Below are 21,336 nucleotides of genomic sequence, written 5' to 3'. Positions count from 1 at the left end.
AGCCCATATGATATAGGACGAGAAGCAAATCTCCACACGCTTATGCACGGTCGGCTCTCCCGACGGCACCGCTCGGCGCTCTCGGCACCGGTCGGCGTCGCCCACGCCGCGGAGCCGAGCCACGCGCAAGCAAACTTCCGGTTGGCAGCAGTTTTGGTTCAATCCCTTATACATCACCACGCGGGGCGCAAATCGCTGACCTACGGTTTATCAAACGTTGAACCGCTAGATACTCAGGGGTACCGCGAAAACCGTAGCCCAACCGTCAATCTGCGCCAACGGACCCTCTCCGGCGGGCCCGGTGCCACCGCGCCGGGACAAGGTGCGCGCCCCAACAGGGGTTTCCGACGGGATTCCGCACGGGAAGCGCCCTCCGGCGCCAAAATGGCGCCGGAGGGCGGCCTCCATAGGCAATAGCTGCGAAATTGCACCTTCACGCGTCATCCGAGACGCGCGAGAAGCACTCCCCCTACAAAAGCCTCAGCGAGACCTCCTTGAGCTGCGCGCCCGTAACCTCAGAGGGCGCCGCGCTCATGAGGTCGGAGCCGCTCGCCGTCTTGGGGAACGCCATGACCTCGCGGATGTTGTCCGCGCCCGCAAGCAGCATGCACACGCGGTCCAGGCCCAGCGCAAAGCCGCCCATGGGAGGCGCACCAAACTCGAGGGCGTTCATGAGGAAGCCAAACTGCGCCTGTGCGCGCTCGGGCGTGAAGCCCAGCTTCTCCAGGACCTTCTCCTGCAGCTTGGCGTTGTGGATACGCATGCCGCCACCGCCGGCCTCGTAGCCGTCCATGACAAAGTCGTAGGTGTGCGAGCCAATGGCCAGAGGATCAGTGTCGAGAAGGTCGATCTGGTCCTCGTTGGGCTGGGTGAAGGGCTGGTGCTCGGAGTCCAGGCACTTGCGGTCCTCGTCCCAGTGGAACAGCGGGAAGTTCACGACCCACAGGAAGTCGTGGCCCTCGCGCGGCAGCTCAAGCTCGTTGGCCATGTGGTTGCGCATGCCGCCCAGAATCTCGTCGGCGTGCAGGCGGCTCTCCACGGCAAACATCACCAGGTCGCCAGGCTCGACGTCCATCTCCGCACGAAGTGCGGCCATCTCCTCGTCCGAGAAGAACTTGACGATGGGGCTGGTCACCGAGCCGTCCTCACGGAAGGCGATGTAGGCCAGGCCCTTGGCGCCAAACTCGGCGGCAACGTCGGCCAGGCGGTCGATGCGCGCACGGGGCCACTTGCCGGCGCCCTTGGCGTTGATGGCCTTGACGAACTGGCCCTCGGTTGCCGCGGCGGTGGCAAAGAGCTTGAACTTGGAAGCCGAGAAGATCGGCGTCACGTCATGGAGCTCCATGCCATAGCGGGTATCGGGCTTGTCGGTGCCGTAGGTGTCCATGGCGTCCCAGTACTCGATGCGGCGGAGCGGCAACTCAAGCTTCACGCCCATCTTGCCAAAGGCCTCGGCCAGCACGTGCTCGAGCGCGCCCATCACGTCGTCCTGCGTGACGAAGCTCATCTCGACGTCCACCTGGGTAAACTCGGGCTGACGGTCCTTGCGCAGGTCCTCGTCGCGGAAGCACTTGGCCACCTGGTAGTAGCGCTCGACGCCGCCCACCATGAGGAGCTCCTTCAGGAGCTGCGGGGACTGCGGCAGCGCATAGAAGTGACCCGGCTGCATGCGGCTGGGAACCAGGAAGTCGCGGGCACCCTCGGGCGTGGACTTGAAGAGCGAGGGGGTCTCGACCTCCATGAAGTCAGAGCCGTGGAAGGCCTCGCGCAGGGCAAAGGTGAAGTCGCTGCGCAGCTTGAGGTTGGACGTCATCTTGGGACGGCGCAGGTCGAGGTAGCGGTAGCGCAGGCGCACGTCCTCGGCGGTGTCGACGTGGTCCTCAATCTGGAACGGGGGCGTCTTGGAAGTGTTGAGCACCACGATCTTGGTCACGTAGACCTCGATGGCACCCGTGGCCAGCTTGTCGTTGTTCTGGCCCTCAGGGCGCTCGCGCACGGTGCCGCTCACCATGATGGGCCACTCGGAGCGGATGGTCTCTGCCTCGTGGAACGTGGCCTCGTCGCAGACCTCGGGGTCAAACTCGAGCTGGGTCACGCCGGCACGGTCGCGAAGGTCGACAAAGATCAGGCCACCGTGGTCGCGGCGGTGCCAGACCCAGCCGGTGAGCGTGACCTCCTCGCCGATGTTCGACTCGCGCAGCTCGCCGCAGGTGTGCGTATGCATGCTATAGGACATGTGGTTCCTCTCGTCTCTTCCGCCCCGTGCCGTGCGGACGGACCAACAGATGACGGCGCGCCGACGTAGACCGCGGCGGCACGCGCAATTGGCCATAGTAAACCAAACGCGCGCGGCCACTGACCAACATATGCAACAGCAACCGCACATTAACGGAAAGCCCGCATCGCGGGGCGTATCGGCGGCGTGGCGGCACGGCGGCGTGGCGGCACCTGGCGCCACCCTACAGCGTGACGAGAAGCTCGCTCTTCTCGCGGTTGTACGCACTGCCCAAGACGTCCGCGCAGAGCTCCTGCGCCCACTCGGACGTCACCGAGGGAAACTTGCTTGTGGCAGCAAGCTTGTCTGTGTAGTCCGCCAGGAAGTAGGTAGTCTCGTTGGCAGGGTCGATGTGCGTGACCAGCGGCTTCATGGCATAGGACGCCACGCGGCACGCGCCCGTGGCATCTCGCTCCAACGTCACACGAGCCATGCCACCAATCATGTTCTGCGGTGCGTCCATGCCGCTCACAAAGTTGCCCACCGACCAGTAGCAGACCATGGTGTGGCCGTCTGTGCCGGTCATGGTCTCGACAGGCCCCATCACGTGCGGGTGGTTGCCCAAGACCACATCGACGCCGCACTCGAGGAATATGCTCGCCCAGCGCTCCTGCTCGCCGTCTGGCCCGGTGACGTTCTCGGTGCCCCAGTGCGGACACACAACCACCATGTCCGCCTCCTCGCGGGCACGCCGGCAGTCCTCGCGCACGCGGGTCTCGTCCAACAGGGCAACGGCACCTTTGGGGTCCTCGTAGCCGTTAAGGCCATAGGTGTAATTGAGAACCGCCACGCGAAAGCCGTCCTTCTCGTACACGTAAATGTCGTTTGAGGCCGCAGGCTCATCCGCCAGCGGGTCCGTGCACCCAATCACCGCCACCTCGGGATGAGCCGTGCGCCAGAACTCCAGCTCGGAGTGGATGCCGTCATAGCCCCTGTCCATGGTGTGGTTTGTGGCGCGCAGCACCACGTCAAAGCCCGCGGCAACCTCGGCATCGCCAACCTCCTGCGGCCCGTTGAAGACGGGGTAGCCAGAAAGCCCCAGCGCGGTGCCTCCCAGGATGGTCTCCTGGTCGACAATGGCAAGGTCACAGGCGGCAACTTCGTCGCTCACGTTGGCAAAGAGGTGCGAGAAGTCATACGAGCCGTCCGCCATGCGTCCGGAGTTGTAGACCGACGGGTGAAGAAGGACGTCGCCTACCATGCAGATGTCGATGGTCGTGGGTGTAGCGGCCGTGGCTGCCCCGGCACCGGCGTCATCCGTAGCCGGCTCTGCAACAGCGGGCTCTTCAGAGCCAGAGGGGCCCTCACTCCACACCGGCGTCCTCACGATCCAGGCACCGTAAGCAAAGCCGCAGACAATCGCGATGGCCGCAAGGACAAACAGCGTAAGCCGCAGGCCGTGGTTCTTGTCGCTGCTGCCGGTGGAGCGATCGACGTAGTCATAGCTGGTCTGGCGAGAGGGACGACGGTATACCGGCAGCGGAGCCACGGCCAGTTGCGGGGTCTCCTCTGCTTCATCTGGGGCCGTGCGGGCCTCGTCCTGCGTGGGCTTCTCGGACACGTCCATCACTCCTTGGCGCCATGCCTGGCTCGAGCCGCGCGCAGCAGGACGGCGCGGCTGGGGTTTGCGTGACGTTGCAGCCAAGGCGAGACGTGCGCGCGCATTTGCGTGTACGCTCGTTTGGCTAGCCAACGACCATGATACGCAAGCGCGCCCGTCACACATGCCCACACGGGCAATGGCTCTGTCAGCGGACGCAGTGGGAGTGATGTGGGATGTCTTATCAGACCGCGATATTCGACCTTGACGGGACGCTGCTCAATACCCTGGACGACCTCTACAACGCCGTCAACCACTCGCTCGTCGCGTACGACCTGCCAAAACGCAGCCTCGCCGAGGTGCGTCTCTTCACCGGCAACGGCATTCGGCGCCTCATCGACCTCTCGGTGCCCGAGGGGACGCCCTCCCACCTCACCGACCAGGTCTTTGACGAGTTCAAGACCTACTACGACGCGCACAAGCTCGATACCACGCGTCCCTACACTGGCATGGCCGAGGTCATCGACGACCTTCGCGCTGCAGGCGTGGCCTGCGCCGTAGTCTCCAACAAGGCGGACTTTGCCGTGCAGGGCATCATCGACCACTTCTACCCCGGCAAGTTCGACTACGTGATGGGCGAGCGCGCGGGGATCAGGCGCAAGCCCAACCGCGACATGATCGACGTGATCCTGCGCGATCTGGGGAGAAGCGCGGACGGCATGGTCTACGTGGGCGACTCCGAGGTCGACATCGAGACGGCCAAGAACTGCGGCTGCCCGTGCCTATCCTGCTCGTGGGGCTTCCGCGACAGGGAGTGGCTCGTGGAGCACGGTGCGACCACCATTGTGGACACGCCCGCCCAGCTTGAGGCCAAGATCCTGGCGTAAGGATAGCGTAGGCGCGACGGCACCGCGGCAGCCCCGCGGCGTCTAGCGGCGGAAACGCCGCTCCAGGCGAAGCATGAAGTCAGCGTGCTTGTGCTCCTGGTAGTACGCAACGGCCAGGGCGCGACGGGCGGCAGCCCCCATGCCCTTGGGTGCAAGCGTCGCCTTCGTGACCATTGCGCGAGTCGTCGCGAGCACATCCATCGAAGAGAGTGTCTTCTCGTCCCAAAACGAGAGGAGCACGGAGCGCATGGCCGCAGCAATCTTGCGGTACCCGGCATCGTCCTGACGGATGGCCTCGCGCATCACAAACTCCATGATGAACTCAATGAGGTTCTCGTCATCCATCCCCATGAAGCCGCCGCGCTGCCAGTCCTTGAGAATGTGGTCGACAATGTTCACGTGCTCGAGCATCTTGGCTGTGACATCTGCATTCATGCGTGCCATGAGCGAGCCCTCGCGGGCAACGCGGTACTCGTAGAGCTTCTCGGAAGAGAGCGCCGTACGAGAAGCGCGCGGGTAGATGGCAAAGTCGAAGACTTGGTCCTCGCCAAAGCGCACGTCTTCCTCAAAGCGGATGCCTTTCTCGACAAGGAAGTCTCGACGGCAGGCAGTGCGCCACGAGAAGGGCCTTGAGGCCTCGTGGAACATGAGCCCCGAGTCATAGCCCTCGAAGACCGCATCACGAGGAGAGAGCACAAACTCCAGCCATTGGTCGCGGGTCTCTGGCGGATTGAGGGTAGAGCCAAAGGTGAGGACGTCGGCGCCGGTCTGGTCGAGAAGGCGCACCATCTCGGCGCACGCGTTGGGATGAAAGCGGTCGTCCGAGTCGAGGAAGCACACGTACTCGGTGGTTGCTGCGTCGATGCCAGCGTTTCTCGCCGAGGAGAGCCCGCCATTAGGCTTGTCTATCACCCGCACGCGAGGGTCGCGCTGCTCCCACTTGGCAAGCACCGCACGCGATCCGTCGGTAGAGCCGTCGTTCACGCAGATGATGTCAATGTCGGCAAGAGACTGGTCCGCAAGCGAACCAAGGCACTCGTCGAGATAACCCTCTACGTTGTAGACGGGCACTAACACAGAGATGCGGCTCACAGCGCTGCTCCCTCCTGATTGGTACGACGCGCGGAATGGCCGCGCGCCTTGAACTGAAGCGCCTTCGTGAGCAGGGGCATCCCGCCCAGCACGAGGTAGCGAGCAACGCTCCCCGCCGGTCCGGTCTGTGCCTTGCGAGAGCGCACGAAGCGCTTGGGGTCCGCAATGAGCGCATCAAGGTCGGCGGCGGCACCGGGCTCGAAGAGCGTGCGATCGACGCGACCCTTTGCCACGTCGTCCGCCATCTCGCAGGAGATACGCTCCACAAACTGAGGGCGCAAGCTTTCATCAAGCCGGTCGTAGTTCCAGAGGTAGCTATCGAGCTTCATGCGCTCGAGGATGCCCGTAAGGTGCGTGGCCTCCGCACCCGAGAAGTGCTCATCCACAAACTCGGCCATAGACTGGTACTCGTCACATACGCAGAAGGCCTTAGCGCTCGACTTCACAGACGAGGCCTCGTTGTCTTGGCGGTAGCACAGCACGCAGTCGGCAATGAAGGTCGCACGCTCGGCAGCCGCCCACACCTTGAAGTTGAAGCCAGCATCCTGGTACGAGGCACCAGGCGTCTCAAGAAAGCGAATGCCGTTCTCCTCGAGGAAAGAGCGACGGTAGACGCCCGACCAGATGGACGGCTTGCGGAAGAAGATCGCCATGTCGTCATCCCTGCGCGGGCAGATGGTCCTCCCTACCAGCGGCGCATCGACAACCGAGAAGGGCACGCGACGCTCGCTGGGGCTTGACCAGTACAGCCAGAAATTGCCCTTCGCAACGTCTGCGTCCGCGGCCTCGGCGGCAAAGACGAGAAGCTCAAGCGCCTGCGGGTCAAAGAAGTCATCGGACTCGAGAATGGCAACATAACGACCGCGCGCACGGTCGAGGCCCATGTTCATAGAGGCCCCGTAGCCGGAGTTCTCCTTGCTCACCAGGGAAAAGCGCTCGTCCCTGTCGACAAACCCACGCACGATGTTGGCCGAGGCGTCCGCGGAGCCGTCGTCCACGCAGATGGCCTCGAAGTCGTCGAAGGTCTGGGCAACAAGGGACGAGAGGCACTTCTCGAGGAAGCGCGCGGCATTGTAGATGGGCACGATGACAGAGACGGCCGGCGTCGCGTCCAGGCTCACTGCGCCGCTCACTTGGATGCCTTGTCACGCAGGACTCGCAGGAGGTAGCGAGGCCCGCCGGCCTCCCAGTAGGTGCGCACGGTCTGCGCGCGGTCGGGGCTTGTCTCGCTTGCAAAGTGCGCCGCAAAGTAGGCGGGCTCGTTCATGATGTCCGCCACCTCATCTATCTCCCAGGGCTCGAAGTAGCGGAAGCGATCCTGGTCGTCACCCGAGGGCCGCAGCGTACCATCGAAGTAGCCGCGCGGAATGGCGCCGCGCTCCACCTCTTCGCGCATTTCTGCCGTATAGCGCTCGAGGAAGGTGGGACGAAGGTCTGGCGTAAGGCGGCCGTAGTTCCAACGGTAGTTGAGGAACTTCACGTGCGCGCGAATGGGGTCGAGGGCGGCCTTGAGGTCGGGGCGGTCCTCATCAAGGAAACGGCGCATCTCGGCGTGCTCGTCGCAGGTGCAGAAGACCTTGCCCTTGGAGTTGACCGAGGACTTCTCGTTGTCCTGTCGATAGTGGACAAAGGCGCGACCGGAGTAGGCAATGCGATGCGCGCACGCAAGCACCTTGAAGGTGAAGCTGGAGTCCTGGTAGGAGGCACCGGGCGTGGGAAGGAAGCGAATGTGGTTCTCCTCTAGGAAGCCCCTCAGGTAGAGGGCGCTCCAGATGGACGCCTTTGACCAGAAGACCTCTGGGTAGTCCACGGGCGCATGGGGGCCCATCTCGATCATCTCGGGAGATGCAAGCGGGAAGTAGAGATTGTGGCGGAAGGAGTGATTTTCGGTGGGCTTGGACCAATAGAGCCAGAAGTTGCACTTGAAGACCTCGAGCGAGGCGCGCTCGGCCTGCTCGACCATGTACTCAAGGCCGTCAGGCTCCATGAAGTCATCGGACTCAAGGATGGCCACGTACTTGCCACGGGCGGCGTCAAGGCCACGGTTCATGGAGTCGCCGTAGCCGCTGTTCTCCTTGTCCACCAGGTGGAAGCGAGGGTCGCGATTCATGAAGGAGCGGATGATCGCGGGCGAAGAGTCGGTGGAGCCATCGTTAATGCAGATAACCTCAATGTCCTTAAGGGTCTGGGCGGCAAGAGACGAGAGGCACTGCTCGAGGTAGGTCTCGACGTTGTAGATGGGGACCAGCACCGAGACGAGGGGCTGATGGATGTCGCTCACGATAAACCTCCGAAAGTCTTACGTTACGCATCCCCGCGAGCGCGGAAACGACTGACGATCCTGTCGAGAAGGGCCTGGCAGGGCTTCACGAGAACCGTGTCGAGAACCACGGCAACCCCAAGGGACAGAAGGACCACCAAGACAATCACAAGAGGATAGAACGCTAAAGAGACCATACCGCAGCCTCCTGGGATGCGGTGTGCAATGGGCATCAAAATCATCAGGTGAACCAAATACACCGTGAATGAGTGACGCGCCACGAAGGAGATGACCGAACCGAGGCGCCCGTCGAGGGAGCCGCGCGCGGCAAGGCGCCTGCCCAAAGAGAGAAGACCAATGTAGATGCCAAATGAAAGCAGCATATAGAGGGGAGAGTTGTCAAAGGCTCCGGTGCGCCATCCCTGGAGTACCAGATAGGTCGTCGCTATCCACGAGAGCGGGGCCACAACCGCCAGCGCCCTCCGGGCACGTCTGCCAGAGAGAAGCTCCTCGATGCTGGGACCAAGACAGAACGGAAAGACAAAGCCCGAGAAGAGGAAGTCCCAGGAGAAGTCAACGCCCGCGTTGTTGCAGACAAAGAGCACCGCAAACCAGGCAAGTCCAATGCCCAGGAACGCCTTGGCGCGCTTGGGAGATAGGTGTGCGAACGCAGGAGCGAGGAAGGGGGCCGCAAGCAGCAGCTTGGCAAGCGAGAAGATAAACCAGTACTCGATGCCAGAGTACTGTCCCAGGCTCCCACGAACGAAGTAGCCCACCACGTGGCGCAGCGAGACCGGGTCTGCACGCAGGTCGTAAAGGGCGCGGACAAAGAAGATCACCAGCGCCGGGAGAATAACGCCACGGAACTTCTTGAGGTAGAAGTCACCAAGCTTGCCCTCGGGAACATCGCGCAGGTTGAAGCGGCCAGAGAGCAGGAAGAAGAGGGCATTGGCGGTGAAGAACAGCGATTGGCCCGCCACCTCGGTAATCACACCGGCACGCACAGAGGTGTCCACCACCATGAGGGAGTGCACCGCCACCACAAAGACCATGGCGACGACGCGGACAAGGTCGTACTCGGGGAGGCGTCGCGATGACGCCTTGCCGGCAGCGGGAACAGCCGCAGCCGTGGTCTGAGATGCTGCCACACTAGTCCCCAATCTTGTACAGGCGCATGTCGCCGCGGGCGAGAACAACCGTGAATCCGGGGGTATCGTCCGTAATGTCCTCGATTCCGTTCCACTGCTCGTAGTAATACGACCAGAGGCGCGGGCGATCGTTTCCCTGCCCTTGGTCAAGTACGAGCACGTACGTAGCGCCAATCGACGAGACTGCATCGCGAACGTCCTGCCGCGTGGCGTATTCGCTGAGGTGATGGCGAATGAGGAGACTCTCCTCGGTCTCGTTGGGAGTGCCGTCGAAGAACGCAAATGCGTGGTAGTAGATCTTCGCATCGAGGAGCGGATAGAGGAAGGCGCTGCCATCGTTTGGCTCGTTTATCACCAGGGAGCCCTCTGGGATCATCGCAAGTGCCTCTTTGGAGAATTCCATCTCGCCTGCGTCGAGAAGAACATTGTCAAGGCCACTCTGACCTTCAACAGTTGCCCCAAGGCTTGCGAAAGCAGTAGGACCCTCGGTAGAGGCAACGGGGAGATACGAGGGGAAGGTCACAACAAGGCCGGCGGCAACCGCCACTGTCAGAGGGACGGCAGAGCGTTTGGTACGTCCAAGCACATTTGCCAGCTTCTCGCCCAGCCACGAGAGACCAAGGGCTGCAAGCGGAATTGCCGCAAGGCAGAGATTTGCCGCAATGCGATGCGGATCTGCATACCAGAACCCGCAGGTAACGCGCTTGAGCGTGCCTTCCGTCGCCACATCTATCACAAAGCACGCTGCAATGAATGCCCAGGAGACCGAAAGCCACCAGTAATCACGCGAACGGTCTAGCATGGCGCAGACAACGCCCACAATCACTATGGCCGCAAGCACCCACTGAGCCGGATGGCCGTTCATGCCCAGCGAAAGGGCGGCAAGCCCTCCTCCGCGAAGCCCTAGGGTAGCTGGCCAGTTAAAGGTCACAACCTTGTGGAGCATGGGGAGCTTGTAGCAGCCAATCCAAATGCATCCAACGGCAAAAAACGCCAGGACGCCCGCAACCAGTGGCGAGGGTGCACGCCGTCCCGCCTCGCGCGCATCTTTCGCAGCCCTCATGGCTGCCCACACAAGATACGCCGCAAGCAGCGCCGCCATCGTGAAGACGCCGTTTGGCTGGGCAAATGCCTCGGCTATGCAGGCAGCAAAAAAGACGAGGAGCATACGCACGCGCACGCCTTTCTCGCTGGCAGGACGCATGAGGGCAACAAATGCGCCAACGCCAAGCGGTACCAGGGCGTTTGTGAGCAGATTGGGGTAGAGCGGCCCCCAGGTGAGAAAGTCCCACGGATAGCAGGCAAAGGCAGGGGCGACGAAGGCGCCGGCAACAACAACGGAGTCCTTCCCCGGAAAGAGACGTCGCAGAAGGAAGAATACCGAGACAGGGAAAACCACGCCCGCCAGCGTAGCGTTGACCACGTTCACGGAAAGGGTCACAGGCACAGAGAAGGTCTGGGCGACAAGGGCGCACAGGTCATGCCAGGCGCTGGGATAGAACCCGCCCTGCGAGACCATGGGCATTGCCTCTCCAGGGACGTAGTAGAAACTCGAGAATGACGAAAAGTTGCCAGTGGAGAGATAGGTCCTTATAGCGGCAAGGTGAAAGCCGTTGTCGTAGGACTGGAGGAAGGCCTGCGGATCTCCCAGATTGCGGACAAACACCAGGCAGCATATGCTTCCACCCAAAACGCCGTAGGCAACGAGGACGCTCCAGGCAGGAACGCTGTGGCCACAGACCAAAAGGCGGCCCGTCTCGGATAACGTCTGCCCTTTGACTTGTCCGGCCGCCTTCCGCCTGCGCACCGCGGCGACCGCATAGGCAATCACTCCAAACGCGAGTGCCGGCACAACAAGCGTGAGGAGCGAAGCCGAGAGGCCAATGTGCGGCAGAATCACTGCATTCAGCGAGATAAGAGCCACTCCGTAGATGGGGGCGCAGGCAACAGCATCCTCAAGGCGAAGTCCCAGGGCGCAAAACGCAAACGCACCCGGCAGATAGAGGATAGCCACCATTAACAAGCATGCAAGGAAGAACAAGGGCCACATGAGGGCGCCGCTCCCATCCCCTCCTCGTGGGAGGACAACAAAAGGGGCGGGCGGTATGCCAGCCCAGCAGGTAGTCTATCATGCACCACGTTATTGCGTTCCGTATGCATCCTCATGGACTACGATGGGAGGGTTGAACTCGCGGGACATCCCGCGCGCGTCCACCCTCGAGCGAAGCGGACAAAACAGGATATGTGGCTCTCCTTCTACCTCACGGTGTTTGTGACACTGCTCTTCCTGGACGTGCCAGGGTACCTGCTTGGCCGCACCTTGGGACTCCCCCGCATGACGGCCCTTCTCGCAGCAGCACCGCTTGGCATGGCGGTCATATGCGTTATGGGCCAGGTACTTTCCATGGCAAAGGTCCCGGCAACGCCAGCCATGATGGTGGGGCTGCCCTCCGCACTGCTGCTTGTGGCAACACTTCTCCGCAACCGCTTCTTCCCCGGGGCACGTGACGGCGCACCAGCCGTGCACCCCGCCCTCGTAGCCCTTTTCCTTGTGGCAGGACTAGCCGCAGGCTACGTCTTTCTCGCGGGGATACTCCCCTCCCCCAACGCCTTTCACCAGGATTACGACTCGGTGCACCACATCAATTCCATCCGCGCGATGATGGACTCGCTCTCGATGTCGCCGCTCGACGGCAGTTCCTACTCCACGGAGTCCGACGCACTTGTGGCCGTTCAGCCAACCGGCTACTACCCTTCGGGCTGGCACGTGCTGTGCGCTACCGTTGCCCTTACCACCAATGCGAGCGTGACCAGCACGATAAACGCGGTGAACCTTGCCCTTATGGCCGTGGTCTACCCGCTCTCCATGCTGCTTCTCCTTTCGACCATCTTCCCGGGGCGCACGCGCGTGGTGGCCCTTGGGACCGCCGCGTCGCTTACGCTCACCATCTTCCCCTGGGGCATCTGCAACTGGGGGCCCGTCTACCCCAACATTGCCGCGTTTGCCATGCTGCCCGCCCTCTGCACCCTCTTTATGCGTGCCTTTATGCAGGGCGGCAGCCGCCGCGCGGCAGCGAGCCACCTCGCCGCCTGGTTTCTTGCAACCTGTGGCGCGGTGCTTCTCCACCCCAATGTGGTCTTCTCGATAGCAGTCTTCCTGGCACCGTGGATTGTTGCCCAGCTTGGCAGCTCCAGCCTCCGCATAAGGCTTGGCTCGCGGGCAACCATTGGACCGCGTGCGCTCGCCACGCTCTTTGCCGTCTTCTTCGTAATCGTCTGGGTTGGCGCCACAAAGATCCCCGCCTTCGCCGACCTCGTGAGCTACCACTGGGACTCGTTCGCCGAGGGCGACGGTGCCATAGCCAACGTCTTGCACCTGAGCTACATGCGTGGCATGTGGCCCGCACCCGACGCCGAGCAGCTCTTTCCCGCGGCGATTCTGCTGGTAGGCGGGGTGCTTCTTATCTCTCGCCGAGACACGCGCTGGATTGTGGTGCCTTACGCCATTGCCGCCTACATGATGTACGTGGCCTGCTGCTCGACGGATGACGCCTTTAGGTCCGTCCTCATTGGGTACTGGTACTCGGACCCCTACCGTATTGGATCTTTGGCAACGATCTTCTCGGTGCCGCTCATCTCGTACGGGCTGGATGCCATGGCCGAGGGTGCGTGCAGGCTCGTGCGCCTGACGACGGCGCGCAACTGGCGCGCGCTTCCAGCGGTCGCAGCGCTTGTCGTGGCTGCGGCCTACGTGCCGCTTGCGCTCTTCTACCCTGGCCAGGCCCGCAACGGCTTTAGCTACGAGAAGAGCAGCCCCTGGGCCACCTACGTAAGCTACGCCTACCGCGCCTACTCCCACGACGCGCCGCTCACCTACCAGGAGACGGACTTCATGGAGAGCGTCCACCGCCTGGTGGGTGACGAGCTTGTCATCAACCAGCCCTTCGACGGCAGCGTCTTGGGGTATGGCGTCACGGGACTGCGCTGCTACTACCGCTACTACTCGGGTTACGGTTCGAGCAGCGAGACCTGGCAGAGTCGCGTGATTCGTCAGAGGCTCTACAACATTGCGGATGACCCGCAGGTGCAGCAGGCCGTGGAGTCCGTGGGGGCGCGCTACGTGCTGGTCATGAGCACCGACGAGCGCAACAACACCTTCGTGAAGGGCACCTACGACGCCGCCAAGTGGCGAGGCATCAACTACATTACCGACGACACGCCTGGCTTCGAGCTGGTCCTCGAGGAGAACGGCTACAAGCTCTACCGCATCACCGCAACGGAGAAATGAGACAAAGGGACAGTCCCCCTGTCTCATCGATGACTTTGAATGAGACAAAGGGAAACTCCCTTTGTCTCACGCGAGCAGCCGCTCGACCTCAGCGAGGGTGGGGATAGAACGCTGGGCACCCTCGCGGGTGGTTGCCAGGGCACCGGCCACCGAGGCCCAGCGCATGGCGTCGATGATATCGAGCCCATGGGAGAGCTGGGCCGCAAGGGCACCGAGGTACGTGTCACCAGCGGCGGTGGTGTCCACCGCGTCCACCTGATAGGGCTCCATGCGGTACATGTCGTCAGCGATAAGCGCGACCGACCCGCGCGACCCTAGTGTGATGACCGTGGTTGCCACCCCACGCGCCGAGAAGGCCATGAGCGCGCGCATGCAGCCCTTCTCGGTCTCGGGAGAGATGTCTGTGAGTGCCTGGCACTCGGTCTCGTTGACGCAGAGAAGGTCAATCGACTGGTAGATGTCCGAGGAGAGCGGCGCCGCCGGTGCTGCGTTCAAGATGGTGTAGAGGCCAGACTCGCGTGCGTAGGCGATGGCATCCACAGTGGCGTCCATGTCGCACTCGAGCTGCGTGAGGAAGATGTCGCCCGGCTCCGCGATGTCATCGATGACAGAGCAGACCACGTCGGCATGGGTGGTGGCGTTGGCGCCCGGGTCCACCACAATGCGGTTGTCACCCTGCGCACGAAGGATGGTGGCCGTGCCTGTGGGCACGTCCTTCAGGGCGCGCACGCGCTCGCAGAGGACGTCCGCCTCCACAAGCGACTGCACCAGGCGCGTGCCAAAGACGTCCTTGCCCACGGCGCCCACCATGTGCGTGATGGCACCCATGCGCGCAGAGGCCATGGCCTGGTTGGCGCCCTTGCCGCCGGGACTTGCAAGAAAGCCCTGGCCGATGATGGTCTCGCCGGCCTCGGGGACGCGGGGACAGCTCACCGAGAGGTCCATGTTGAGCGACCCAAAGACGATGACCTTCGACATGCGTCCTCCATCCCTCTTGCTGCGCGGCGGCCCGCAGGTCACGCGGGCAATTCGCGACGCGTTAGCTCTCCTGGACCTCTCCCGCCATGAGTCGATGGTACATGACCTGGTTGGCGGCAAGCTCCTCGGTATCGTCGAGCGGCTCAAGCTCTGTCGTACCGTACTTGCGCTCCATCGAACGGGCTATGAGGTAGTCCGCGACGCCGGGGTTCTTGGGCAGGAGCGGCCCGTGGACGTAGGTGCCCACCACATTCTTGTAGAGCACGCCCTCGTAGCCCGTGACGCCGTCATTGCCGTGACCGTAGAGCACGCGTCCCAGCGGGGTAACACCCTCGCCCAGGTGCGTGCGGCCGGCGTGGTTCTCATAGCCCACGATGGGCTGCGGCGAGATGGAGCTCTCCACAACGATGTTGCCAATGAGGCGCGGGTCACCGTGGTCGGTGTAGAGGTCCACAAGCGAGAGGCCCTCCACGCGCTCGTCTGCCATGAGGTAGCTCGAGCCCAACAGCTGGTAGCCGCCGCACACGGCCGCAAGCACGCCGCCGTCCTCCACAAAGGCCCTAATCTCTGCCTGCTCGGCCAGGAGCTTGTCGCACACAATGCGCTGCTCGCGGTCTGAGCCGCCGCCAATGAAGGCGATGTCCACGCCCGAGAAGGACGGCGTATCGTCTACGTGGACCTCCATTACGTCCGGCGTGATGCCCCGCCACTCCATACGGCGGCGCAGGCACAGGATGTTGCCGGAGTCGCCGTAGAGGTTCAGGAGCTCCGGGTAGAGGTGGGCAATGCGCAGCGTGCGGCCGCCCCTGTGGGTGGTGTTCTCTGTGGCCTGGCTAGTCATGGCGCTCACCCATCCCCTCGAGCTCGGCCTTGGCTGGCCACAGCGCGGAGTAGTTGCACAGCACGTAGAGGGGCCTGTCCAACGGCACCGAGCCAAGGCGCCCCAGCACCTCGCCCACGGTAGACGCCACTGGCGCCTTGATGCCCACGTACTTCATGCGCACCTGCACGTCGTTTGCGCGATGGCCGCCCGCAAAGGCGAGAAGGTCCTTCTCGGAGAGCAGCCGCTCGAAGTCGACGTCCCAAATCCAGGAGATGTCCTTGCCGTCGTTGAAGTCGTCGTTAATCACAAAGAAGACGGCCTTGGGGCGGGTGTCCGTCTGAAGCAGCGAGATGTTCTGGTTGAAGCCCGTGGGGTTCTTGGCCAGGTTGAGCACCACCTCGCGCCCACCCACCGTGAAGTGCTGCAGGCGGCCGTTCTCGGGGTGGTAGCCGTCGAGCGCCGCCTGGAACGAGGCCGCATCTACGCCGGCGAGGTGCGCCGCCGCGGCGGCCGCAAGCAGGTTGTAGACCATGTACACGCCGCCAAAGCTCGCCGAGACGTGCGCCGTGCCTCCCTCGGGAAAGGCCACGCCAAAGGCCACACCGTGGGCGTCCACGCGCACGCCGGTGGCAACAAAGTCGAGCTTGGGGCGCTCGAAATCGCCGTTGGGACAGCGGAAGGCGCCCAACTGGGCGTAGGCGCGGTAGTCGTAGGCAAGCTCGGCTCCGCACACCTGGCAGAAGCGTGCCTCGGGCACGCGGTCGGGCGGCAGATGGAGATCCTCCCCTATGCCAAAGGCCAGGACCTTGGTGCCCGCCTTCTTCGCGCGGAGCGCCACGCCCACAGAAAGTGGGTCGTCTCCGCACACCACAAGCGTGGTCGCGGGCGAGGCCGCAAGCGCAGCGACGATGGTGTCCTGCACGTGGTCTATCTCGCCCGCGCGATCGAGCTGGTCGCGGAAGAGGTTGAGAAGCACCAGGTAGCGGGGCTGCAGCTGCGGCAGGATGTGGATGGTCGAGAGCTCGTCTGCCTCCATGACCGCCCAGTCCGCACCGCTGCCGGGAAGCAGCGCAGCGGCAACGCCGGCCGCCATGTTGGCGCCCGCGCGGTTGCACAAAACTGTGCGGCCCGAACGCTCGATGGCATTGGCCAGCACGTTGTTGGTGGTTGTCTTGCCGTTGGTGCCGCATACCACAATGGCGCCCTCAGAGAGCTTGGGCGCCAGGTGCGCTATGGCGTTGGGGTCTACCGCCAGAGCTACCCTACCGGGCATCTGCGAGGCGTTGCGATGGAGCACGCGTCGCAGCCCCCAGGACGTAAGGCGCCCCAGGCCAACGGCGCAGCTGTTACGAACCCCCATGCGCTACGCCTTCCCGCCGCGCTCGGCGGCTGCCGGAGCCTTGGTTTCAGCGGCATCCGCGGCGGGTGCGGCCTCCTCGGCATCCTTTTCGGCCTCGACGCTGCGCTTGTACTCCTCGGGCGTAAGCACGTCCTCGATGCGCAGGTTGACGCCCGCAACCTCCAGGCCCGTCATGCCCGTGACCTGTTTCACGATGGCCTTCTTGACGTCCTCGAAGACCTGCGGCGCGTAGGCGCCGTACTCGATAAGCACCGAGACGTTCACCTTGACGGCGCTCTCGGGCGTGACCTCGACCGAGACGCCCTTCGTGGTGTCGGAGGCGCCAAACGCGTCCTGCACGCGGTTGAGCCAGCTGCCCTTCATGCCCACCACGCCGGGTACGTCGCGCATGGCGATGGCAACGATCTTCTCGATGACGCCGTTGGAGAACGTGAGGGAGTCCTCGGAATCAGAGTCCTCCGCAATGTCGATGTCCTGGCCCTGGATGGGCTCGGGCTGGACGGCTGATGCCGTGCTGGCTACAATGCCGGCCTCAACCGGGGCCTCGGCCTCCCGCTTGCTGTTCTCGGTGTCCATGCTCGCTCCTCTTGATATGGGCTGATGCTTGCGATGTTACGATGCGCGGTCCCAAGTCCTAGCGGCCGTCACGGTCCCTAAAGAGCTTGCCCAGGGTCCGCAGAATCTTGGGGTCGCCGTCTGCCTGCTGGCCAATGGCCACGCCAATGAGCACGAGAATCACCAGCAGGAGGGTGCGCCAGAAGCCGATAGCTGCCATCACAATGGCAACGAGGAAGCCGCAGACGCCGCCCAAGAAGGCGTTCTCGTGACCGGGGAAGGTCCTGCTCACCCAGGCAGAGGCCTTGCCAACCCCGTTCTGGGAGTCCGCAACGCCGTCACCTGCGGCGTCCCCATGCGGCGCACCCGTAGGTGACGGGCTTTGCTCAGCACTTCTCGGCGTTGATTCTTCGTCCTTCTCGACCTGGTGGACCTGCGGCTCTTCTGCCTCGACCTTCGCCCGAGGCGCCTTGGTGAACTCGTCGCTCATGGCTAGGCCTCCCCGCTCTGGTCGTGGTTGTCATCGTCTGCGGTTGCAGCGCCTCCATCGTGCCCCGTACCCATGGGAACCGTAATGGCACCATAGGACGCCGTCTGCGGCACGGACGCTGTGATCTCCTCGTCATAGGGCTCCGCCTGATAGTCCGTCGCAGGGAGGTCAACGGTAGTCGACACCGCCTGCGATGAGGTGGGCACACTCACGTCGCCCGCCGCCGGCGAAGCCGTGGGCTCCTTGGGCTCCACGAACTCTAGGCTCACGTCCTCGAGCTTGTCACCGCACACGGCAGTAAGGCCCTGGACCAGCTCCTCGTGGAGCTGCGTGCCCTTTTGCACCACGTCTACGCTCTCGTGCGGCAGCACGCGAACGTGCACGCGCACGTGCCCGCGCTTTTTGGCACTCACGTAGACGCGGTCGGCTGAGCAGGTGCCGTCGGCCTCGACCACATGCGTGGCCTGCGACGCGATGGCGTCGCGCGAGACGGAAATGGTGCCTCCGTCGACCGTGGTCACCTCAACGGTGCGCACCCGGCGCGAGAAAATCGAGCGAAAGAGCAAGATGAGCAGGCCAACCACCGTGATGAGGAGCAGCACCTCCACCACGGTGTAGTACTCCGGCAGCGAGAAGAGCGCCGAAGCCTGGGCCGTCCAGGGACCCAGCCACGTGAGCGCGAACGCGGCCAGGCACAGAAGTCCTGACAGCGAGAAGACGAACATGCAGAAGCGCTTGAACCCACCCATGCGCAACTCCCCTGTCGAGCGCCGTCCCGACGGCATGACCGTCGGCCTGACAAAGAAGAGCATACCCCTTTGGCGCGACACTAATTAGGCTGCCAGATTGCGGGCCGTTGCCCGCAGGAGCGCAACCTTAGTCCGTGAACGTACGTGCCGTGGGTGTCTGGCGCACCTGGAGCGCGCTTGCCCCGGCAGCAGTTGTCACCTGGTACTCGATGGTCGCCGTCTCGCCAGGCTTGGTGCTCACGCCAAAGTAGTGCCCATCGAGCCCTTCGAGCTGCCCATTGGAGCCGCGATTGTCAAGACCAGAGACGGTTCCACCTGCCGGACCAAGAACTATCACGAGAGAGACCATGTCGCCTGCACCAGAGGTCATGTCGGAGCCACCGGTAATGTATGCCGGCGCAGATGCCGCCTCCTCATCGGTCATGCGGTTGGTGATGGTGGTGGTCACGTCATACGTGGTGGTGCCGTCGCTGTTCTGGTTTGCCGCCCCAACGGTGGTGCGCAGGTCCATGTACCAGTCCATCTTTGCCCAGGTGTTGTCGTTCACGTAGACGCCAAGCACGGGCTGGGTCGGGTCGCTGCCAAGCTCGCCCGCAACCCCCAGCTCCTTCATGGCGGCCTCTTCCGTGTCGTCCGCCATCCACGCCTGGAGGCGACGATCCTCGCCAGACTGGCGGATGAGCTTTGCGAGGTCATCCAGCCCCACCGAGCCCAGAGAGGTCATGAGCTGGTTAAAGCAGAGGCCTGCCACCTCGGCAAACATCGCGTCCTGCTTTGCACCCTCGGGATACTTCCAGTAGATGTCCGAGAGCAGCACCTGTGCCGCGTTGGTGCCGTCGACGGCGGTTCCGTCGGACGCCACCACGCCGCCGGTAAGCGCAAGGAGGTTCTGCAGGAACACAGGATCGACTGCGATAACGCCCTCCACCTGCTGGTCGCTGTGGTACTGGTTCCAGCCCTCGGCAAGATAGGCGCCAGCGTGGGTAAAGTCCGGCGTGAAGTTTGACCAGGAGGCAGCAATTGCCGGTGCGTCGCCGAGAAGGGCGCGCTCCTCGTCGGTGATGTTGATGTTGACGTCAAAGCCATCGCTCAGAGAGGCCGATTCGCCCAGGCTAATAGCCCCGTCCGAAACGGTGACGGGGATGCGAGCGCCAGCTAGGCCGCCCGTGGCCCTCAGCTCGGAGTTGTTCTGCGCCACAATGAGGTAGGTGCGCGTGGTTCCGTTCGCACCGAGAAGCCCGGGCAGGCTGGGTGCAATCTTGTTGGCCGTCTGAGCAGCCTCGTCCGCGGTCGAGAGAAGGTCCTGGGCCTTCTCCACGTAGTTATTTACTTGTGCGATGGAGCCCGACTGGATGTCGTTTGCGCGCTGCAAGCAGTCAGAGATTGTGGGCGAGACATTGGATAGCGCATCTACAAGGCTCTGGATGGCGTCCACGTCCACCTTGCCGTCAGAGAGCAGCGAGGACATGGAGACCCCCGAGAGACTCTGTGACATGGGCACAAGGACCTTGGAGCCCATGTCATCCGCAATGCTCGCAAGCTGCTGCGCGTTCTTTACATCCTGGCCAACAACGGGCAGGGTGGAGGCAACGCCCCAAAGAGCGCCGCTGGTCTCCTGGTGCATGTCCGCCGCTGCGCTGGCAAACGAGTTGGCATTGGCGAGCAGCATGTCACCGTCACCGGAGGTGAGATTCTCCTTCATGGAGGAGGCAGCTGAGGTGATTTGTTTGGCATCAGCCTCTACCGCCTGGGCCGAGCGGTAGAGGAGGAAGCCGCACGCGCCAACAACGGCAACAAGCGCGAGAACAATCACGAGCACCACGCGGCCGGGGTGATGAGACTTCTTGCCGCGATTGGGCTGGTTGTGGTCGTCTAGGTACACGTTCATCTGCGACAGGGGCTCGAAGGGCGTGGTCACCTGGTTCTCCACGAAGCCATGCTGCTGGTCAGCGTCAGAGAACTGCTCGTCAGAGGACTGATAGGTGTCCTCAAAGCCCGAGGTATCGCCTGCGGAGGGGCGGCTGAACTGCTCGTCTCCTGCGTCCTTAGGATTATCTGGCTTTGCGAAGTGCGCACCGCGTGGGCTCTCTGCCATACTGTCCCCAATACGAAAGCCGACCGCGTGCTGGGCCGGCGAGCCACCTTTTGCTGCTTTTGCCTGCTCGACATTCTCGCATGCGATTTTAAGATACGCGTGTCACGCGCCGGCAAGGGCGCCAGCTGGCAAGGTCCAGACAACGGGCATGTGAGACAAAGGGGGGTTCCTTTGTCTCATGCTTTGTCTTATCGCAGCTTTACTCCAAGCAAGCCCGCGAGGTCGGGCAGCTGGTCGATACCCACGGTGGCGTCGCGCAGCTCGCGAAACGTGTCGCTCATGCGGATGCCCGCGATGTTGCAGCTGGTAAGGTCGACGCCCGCAAGGCGCGTCTGGAAGATCTCTGCGCGCGTGAGGTCGCAGCCCTCGAGGAGCAGCCGGCTGCGCAGGCGAAGCTGCGAGAGGGACGCCTCGCGCAGGTTGCAATTGGTAAACGAGACGCGCTCGAGCTTTGACTCGGCAAGGCCCACGTACGAGAGGTTGCAGCCCGTGAAGCGCGTGCGCACCAAGACGGACTTGTGGAGGTCGGCGCCAACCAGGCGGCACTCGGACGCCCGCGAGTCTCGCCAGAAGCCGGTATTGCCAGCAATGTTGCCCAGGTCGCAGCCCGTGAGCGTGCAGCGCTCGAAGCTAGGGCGCTCCATGCGCGCAGACGCAAGAACGCAGCCGTCAAACGTGCAGTCCTCAAACTCCACGTGGCCCAGGTTCTCTCCCGAGAGGTCCTCCCCCACAAACACGCAGCCGCGAACATCCCCGTCACCCTGGGCTATGGCTTCGAGCAACTCGCTCATAGTCT

At 63.2% G+C, this 21,336-nt stretch carries 17 protein-coding genes; 2 read left to right on the top strand and 15 right to left on the bottom strand.

Features of this window, described 5'->3' with window-relative positions; translation table 11 throughout:
- Nucleotides 1–469 precede the first annotated feature (469 nt).
- Together aspS and AUL39_RS03740 are read right to left on the bottom strand one after the other, a co-directional pair.
- Nucleotides 470–2,236: an aspartate--tRNA ligase gene (gene aspS / locus AUL39_RS03745; RefSeq protein WP_059053730.1), complete on the bottom strand. Its 1,767-nt coding sequence runs from the start codon at nucleotides 2,234–2,236 to the stop codon at nucleotides 470–472.
- 223 nt (nucleotides 2,237–2,459) lie between these two features.
- Nucleotides 2,460–3,836 carry a CapA family protein gene (locus AUL39_RS03740; RefSeq protein ID WP_160327019.1) on the bottom strand — a complete coding sequence of 459 codons (1,377 nt, stop codon included), beginning with the start codon at nucleotides 3,834–3,836 and terminating at the stop codon, nucleotides 2,460–2,462.
- A 215-nt stretch (nucleotides 3,837–4,051) separates the two neighbouring features.
- On the opposite strand from AUL39_RS03740, the gene AUL39_RS03735 reads away from it, so the two are divergent.
- Nucleotides 4,052–4,702 carry an HAD family hydrolase gene (locus AUL39_RS03735; protein WP_059053726.1) on the top strand — a complete coding sequence of 217 codons (651 nt, stop codon included), beginning with the start codon at nucleotides 4,052–4,054 and terminating at the stop codon, nucleotides 4,700–4,702.
- Nucleotides 4,703–4,744: 42 nt separating this feature from the next.
- Here the strand turns inward: AUL39_RS03735 and AUL39_RS03730 are convergent, their stop codons facing one another.
- From AUL39_RS03730 to AUL39_RS11205, 5 genes are read right to left on the bottom strand one after another with little or no spacing between them, the layout of a single operon-like run.
- On the bottom strand, nucleotides 4,745–5,794 hold the full coding sequence (locus AUL39_RS03730; protein WP_059053722.1) for a glycosyltransferase family 2 protein: 1,050 nt from the start codon (nucleotides 5,792–5,794) through the stop codon (nucleotides 4,745–4,747).
- Nucleotides 5,791–6,927: a glycosyltransferase family 2 protein gene (locus AUL39_RS03725; protein ID WP_059053720.1), complete on the bottom strand. Its 1,137-nt coding sequence runs from the start codon at nucleotides 6,925–6,927 to the stop codon at nucleotides 5,791–5,793. The genes AUL39_RS03730 and AUL39_RS03725 overlap by 4 nt, the downstream gene beginning before the upstream one ends.
- Nucleotides 6,924–8,075, bottom strand: a complete 1,152-nt coding sequence (locus AUL39_RS03720; RefSeq protein WP_059053718.1) for a glycosyltransferase family 2 protein — start codon at nucleotides 8,073–8,075, stop codon at nucleotides 6,924–6,926. Before AUL39_RS03720 ends, AUL39_RS03725 begins: the two co-directional genes overlap by 4 nt.
- A gap of 23 nt (nucleotides 8,076–8,098) precedes the next feature.
- Complete coding sequence (locus AUL39_RS03715; RefSeq protein WP_059053716.1) at nucleotides 8,099–9,202, bottom strand: acyltransferase family protein; 1,104 nt, start codon at nucleotides 9,200–9,202, stop codon at nucleotides 8,099–8,101.
- A 1-nt stretch (nucleotide 9,203) separates the two neighbouring features.
- Nucleotides 9,204–11,216: a DUF6541 family protein gene (locus AUL39_RS11205; protein WP_160327018.1), complete on the bottom strand. Its 2,013-nt coding sequence runs from the start codon at nucleotides 11,214–11,216 to the stop codon at nucleotides 9,204–9,206.
- 150 nt (nucleotides 11,217–11,366) lie between these two features.
- Between AUL39_RS11205 and AUL39_RS03705 the strand changes: the two genes are divergently transcribed.
- Entirely contained in the window at nucleotides 11,367–13,490 is a 2,124-nt protein-coding gene (locus AUL39_RS03705; RefSeq protein WP_160327017.1) for a DUF6541 family protein, read from the top strand.
- Between the two features lie 66 nt (nucleotides 13,491–13,556).
- On the opposite strand, the gene AUL39_RS03700 is transcribed toward AUL39_RS03705, so the two are convergent.
- From AUL39_RS03700 to AUL39_RS03665, 8 genes are all read right to left on the bottom strand, one after another.
- Nucleotides 13,557–14,468, bottom strand: coding sequence for a ribokinase (locus tag AUL39_RS03700; protein WP_059053710.1), 912 nt, complete (start codon nucleotides 14,466–14,468; stop codon nucleotides 13,557–13,559).
- Between the two features lie 61 nt (nucleotides 14,469–14,529).
- On the bottom strand, nucleotides 14,530–15,309 hold the full coding sequence (locus tag AUL39_RS03695; RefSeq protein WP_059054115.1) for a type 1 glutamine amidotransferase: 780 nt from the start codon (nucleotides 15,307–15,309) through the stop codon (nucleotides 14,530–14,532).
- Nucleotides 15,302–16,651: a Mur ligase family protein gene (locus tag AUL39_RS03690; RefSeq protein WP_059053708.1), complete on the bottom strand. Its 1,350-nt coding sequence runs from the start codon at nucleotides 16,649–16,651 to the stop codon at nucleotides 15,302–15,304. The genes AUL39_RS03695 and AUL39_RS03690 overlap by 8 nt, the downstream gene beginning before the upstream one ends.
- Before the next feature lie 3 nt (nucleotides 16,652–16,654).
- Entirely contained in the window at nucleotides 16,655–17,227 is a 573-nt protein-coding gene (locus AUL39_RS03685; RefSeq protein ID WP_082667209.1) for an Asp23/Gls24 family envelope stress response protein, read from the bottom strand.
- 58 nt (nucleotides 17,228–17,285) lie between these two features.
- Complete coding sequence (locus AUL39_RS10880) at nucleotides 17,286–17,696, bottom strand: DUF2273 domain-containing protein (RefSeq protein ID WP_082667208.1); 411 nt, start codon at nucleotides 17,694–17,696, stop codon at nucleotides 17,286–17,288.
- Nucleotides 17,697–17,698: 2 nt separating this feature from the next.
- On the bottom strand, nucleotides 17,699–18,445 hold the full coding sequence (amaP, locus tag AUL39_RS03675; protein ID WP_059053707.1) for an alkaline shock response membrane anchor protein AmaP: 747 nt from the start codon (nucleotides 18,443–18,445) through the stop codon (nucleotides 17,699–17,701).
- A gap of 127 nt (nucleotides 18,446–18,572) precedes the next feature.
- The gene (locus AUL39_RS03670) at nucleotides 18,573–20,540 is read right to left on the bottom strand and encodes a DUF4012 domain-containing protein (RefSeq protein ID WP_059053705.1); all 1,968 of its coding nucleotides are present in this window, start codon (nucleotides 20,538–20,540) and stop codon (nucleotides 18,573–18,575) included.
- Nucleotides 20,541–20,728: 188 nt separating this feature from the next.
- Nucleotides 20,729–21,331 carry a pentapeptide repeat-containing protein gene (locus tag AUL39_RS03665; protein WP_059053703.1) on the bottom strand — a complete coding sequence of 201 codons (603 nt, stop codon included), beginning with the start codon at nucleotides 21,329–21,331 and terminating at the stop codon, nucleotides 20,729–20,731.
- Nucleotides 21,332–21,336: the final 5 nt, after the last annotated feature.

Source organism: Tractidigestivibacter scatoligenes (genome assembly GCF_001494635.1).
GTDB classification, from domain to species: Bacteria; Actinomycetota; Coriobacteriia; order Coriobacteriales; family Atopobiaceae; genus Tractidigestivibacter; species Tractidigestivibacter scatoligenes.
This window is presented reverse-complemented; position numbering and strand designations above follow the sequence as displayed.

Excerpts from the sequence above, each read along its gene's own strand:
- AUL39_RS03690 (WP_059053708.1), bottom strand. The coding sequence starts at position 16,651 with ATGGGGGTTCGTAACAGCTGCGCCGTTGGCCTGGGGCGCCTTACGTCC.
- AUL39_RS03735 (WP_059053726.1), top strand. The coding sequence starts at position 4,052 with ATGTCTTATCAGACCGCGATATTCGACCTTGACGGGACGCTGCTCAAT.
- aspS (WP_059053730.1), bottom strand. The coding sequence starts at position 2,236 with ATGTCCTATAGCATGCATACGCACACCTGCGGCGAGCTGCGCGAGTCG.
- AUL39_RS03700 (WP_059053710.1), bottom strand. The coding sequence starts at position 14,468 with ATGTCGAAGGTCATCGTCTTTGGGTCGCTCAACATGGACCTCTCGGTG.
- AUL39_RS03705 (WP_160327017.1), top strand. The coding sequence starts at position 11,367 with ATGGACTACGATGGGAGGGTTGAACTCGCGGGACATCCCGCGCGCGTC.
- AUL39_RS03670 (WP_059053705.1), bottom strand. The coding sequence starts at position 20,540 with ATGGCAGAGAGCCCACGCGGTGCGCACTTCGCAAAGCCAGATAATCCT.
- AUL39_RS03665 (WP_059053703.1), bottom strand. The coding sequence starts at position 21,331 with ATGAGCGAGTTGCTCGAAGCCATAGCCCAGGGTGACGGGGATGTTCGC.
- AUL39_RS03685 (WP_082667209.1), bottom strand. The coding sequence starts at position 17,227 with ATGGACACCGAGAACAGCAAGCGGGAGGCCGAGGCCCCGGTTGAGGCC.
- AUL39_RS03695 (WP_059054115.1), bottom strand. The coding sequence starts at position 15,309 with ATGACTAGCCAGGCCACAGAGAACACCACCCACAGGGGCGGCCGCACG.
- AUL39_RS10880 (WP_082667208.1), bottom strand. The coding sequence starts at position 17,696 with ATGAGCGACGAGTTCACCAAGGCGCCTCGGGCGAAGGTCGAGGCAGAA.
- amaP (WP_059053707.1), bottom strand. The coding sequence starts at position 18,445 with ATGGGTGGGTTCAAGCGCTTCTGCATGTTCGTCTTCTCGCTGTCAGGA.